The organism is Rhodovulum bhavnagarense (assembly GCF_004343505.1).
In the GTDB taxonomy this organism is placed as follows: domain Bacteria; phylum Pseudomonadota; class Alphaproteobacteria; order Rhodobacterales; family Rhodobacteraceae; genus Rhodovulum; species Rhodovulum bhavnagarense.
Map to the genome: position 1 here is coordinate 1 of NZ_SLXU01000039.1, position 2834 is coordinate 2834.

Here is a 2834-nt window from a genome sequence, read left to right on the forward strand (position 1 = left end):
TAGAGCTTCTTCTCGTTCATGATCATGCCCTTGCGCTCCAGCATGATGCCCACACGCCGATAACCGAAGCGTCGGCGTTTCTCGGCGATCTTGTGCATCTCCTCACGGATTTCCGGGTTGTCGAGCGGTCTCTCGCGCCGCACCGTCTTCGGATCGACACCGATCAGGACACAGGCCCGGCGCTGAGAGATCGGATGATCCTTCATCGCCCGCAGCGTAAGCGCCCGCCCACGACCCTCGTTGCTTGAGTTGGCGTAACGTCCGAGATGACGCCCGTAACGACGGAGGTGTCAGATGGATAGCGATGTACAAACTTACGTAACTTCTCACAGTCACGACGAAGGATACGCCGGGCGTATCGAGGTTGTGACGGGTCCGAGCGGGCGGCGGCGGTGGCCAGAGCATGTGAAGGCGGCCATGGTTCTGGAGACCTATCGCGACGGGGTGTCGGTTGCGGATGTCGCCCGTCGACACGACGTTTCCGCGCCGCAGCTGCATGCTTGGCGGCGGGCGGCGCGGGAGGGGCTGTTGCCGATGCCCGATGACGATGCGCTTGGCCTCGTGCCGGTGGTGGTGTCCGGCGGCGACAATGACGACCGGATGGGGAGCGTGCCTTGCGACCCTGCGTTTGAGCTGGAGATCGAGGGCGTTCGCGTCAGGGTGCCTACCGGGTTCGACTCCGATGATCTGGGGCGGGTGATCGCGGCGATCCGGGCGGTGTCATGATCCTGCCCGGCGGGAAATACCGGGTCTATCTCGCGACCCGGCCGTTGGACTTCCGAAAGGGTCATGCGGGCCTGTCTCTGGTCGTGCAGAATGTGCTCGGCCACGATCCCTATAGCGGTGCTGTCTTCGTGTTCCGCTCGAAACGCGGGGACAGTCTGAAATGTCTTGTCTGGGATCAGACTGGTCTCGTGATGATCTACAAGAAGTTGGAGGGCGGCGCCTTCCGTTGGCCGAAGCCGGCGGACGGGGTGATCCGGTTGTCGCCGGCGCAGTTCGCTGCGCTGGTTGAAGGCCTCGACTGGAAGGCGGTGCGGTCGGAACGGCGCCGCCGGCCGCGTCTGGCGGGATAGCCCGCGGCAGGATGACTCGGCGCGCGGTTTCGGGCGGCATGTCCAGCCGCGCTCCGATAGACTGCCCCCATGGTATCGGGTAGGGCGATCAGCGCGGTCTATGTGGCCGATCTCGAGCGGCGGCTGGCCGCCGCCGAGGGCGCCCGGGCTGTGGAAACCGCCGCGCGGATCGCGGCCGAGACCCGCCTGGCCCAGGTCGAGGAGGCCCACGCCCGGCTGGAACGGATGGTCAAGCAGGCGCGGTACGAGAAGTTCGGGGCAAAGTCCGAAAAGCTCGACCCCGATCAGCGCCATCTGCCGTTCGAGGATATCGATGTCGCCGAAGGCATGCTGGCCGCGGCGAGTGATGCGGCCGAAAAGGCGGTCGGCACCCGGAAGAAAAGCCGGAAGCCCTCCAACCGGAACAAAGGCAACCTGCCCGCGCATCTGCCGCGGATCGAAGAGGTCATCGAACCCGAAAGCACGCTCTGCCCTTGTGGCTGCGGCGAGATGGTGAAGGTCGGCGAAGACCGGAGTGATCGGCTGGATGTGATCCCCGCCCAGTTCCGGGTTCTGGTCACCATCCGCCCGAAATACATGTGCCGCACTTGCGCGGGCAAATCCCACGCGCAGGCACCGGCCCCGGAATGGCTGGTCCCCCGCGGCCTGCCCACCGAGGCGATGGTGGCCCATTGCATGGTCGCCAAGTTCGGGGATTACCTGCCGTTTTACCGGCAGGCGGACATCTACCGCCGGCAGGGCCTCGACCTCGACCGGACGATGCTGGCGAACTGGGCCGGGCGGGCGGCACAGCTGTTGCAGCCGGTGATCGACGCGATGATCGCCGAGCTCCGCCGCTCCGACCGGTTGCAGATGGACGAGACCTATGTGCCGGTGCTGGCCCCCGGCACGGGGAAGGTGCGCAAGGACTTCCTCTGGGCGATCCTGCGCGACCAGCGGGGATGGGGCGGCAGCGATCCCCCCATCGTGGTGTTCCAACATTCCCGCACGCGCAGCGGCGAGATCGCGCAGAAGATGCTGAAGGGGTTCACCGGCAGCACGCTGATGGCCGACGGCCATCCTGTCTACGATGTCCTCGCCGATCCGAAGCAGACCGCGAAGCCATGGACCATCGCCAATTGCTGGACGCATTGGAGGAGGCGCTTCGTCACGTTCAGCCAGAGCACGCCGTCGCCGATCTGCGAGGAGATGATCCGACGTGTCGCCTCGCTCTACGCCATCGAGAAGGAAATCCGCGGCCGCGACCCGGACACGCGCCGGGCCGTCCGCCAGCAACTGTCGAAACCCATTGTCGAGGCGCTGCGCCCGTGGCTGGAAGGCTGCCTGCAGGATCTCTCCTCGGCGAACGACCTGGCCAAGCATATCCGATACGGCCTGAAACGCTGGGACGGGCTGACGCGCTTTCTCGAAGATGGCCGGCTTGAGATGGACACCAACGGCGTCGAGAATGCGATCAGGCCAATTCCCCTCACAAGGAAGAACGCATTATTCGCGGGCTCGATCGACGGTGCCGAGACATGGGCCCGCATCGCTTCGCTGATCGGAACTTGCCGCCTGAACGGCGTGAACCCCGAAGCCTATATCGCCGCCACCCTCCGCAAGATCCTCGACCAGCACATGCAAAGCGACATCGCCCTTCTGATGCCCTGGAACTTCGCTGAATAGTAAGCGTCGTCTGACGGTCACCCGGCTTTCAGCTTGACGGCCGGAAATTCCACGGGAGCAGTTCGTCGAGCCGGCTTTGGGGATGGCCGTTCG

Annotated in this window: 3 protein-coding genes and 1 pseudogene; 3 read left to right on the forward strand and 1 reads right to left on the reverse strand. The window is 65.1% G+C overall.

Annotation, left to right across the window (positions count from 1 at the left end):
- A pseudogene (locus EV663_RS15420) lies at positions 1-227 on the reverse strand (IS3 family transposase); the annotation flags it as partial.
- 67 nt (positions 228-294) lie between these two features.
- On the opposite strand from EV663_RS15420, the gene tnpA reads away from it, so the two are divergent.
- From tnpA to tnpC, 3 genes are all read left to right on the forward strand, one after another.
- The gene (gene tnpA / locus EV663_RS15425; protein WP_132953420.1) at positions 295-726 is read left to right on the forward strand and encodes an IS66-like element accessory protein TnpA; all 432 of its coding nucleotides are present in this window, start codon (positions 295-297) and stop codon (positions 724-726) included.
- Positions 723-1076 carry an IS66 family insertion sequence element accessory protein TnpB gene (gene tnpB / locus EV663_RS15430; RefSeq protein ID WP_132953422.1) on the forward strand — a complete coding sequence of 118 codons (354 nt, stop codon included), beginning with the start codon at positions 723-725 and terminating at the stop codon, positions 1074-1076. Before tnpA ends, tnpB begins: the two co-directional genes overlap by 4 nt.
- A gap of 69 nt (positions 1077-1145) precedes the next feature.
- A complete protein-coding gene (tnpC, locus tag EV663_RS15435) occupies positions 1146-2741 on the forward strand; it encodes an IS66 family transposase (RefSeq protein WP_132953424.1) in 1596 nt (531 codons plus the stop codon).
- Positions 2742-2834: the final 93 nt, after the last annotated feature.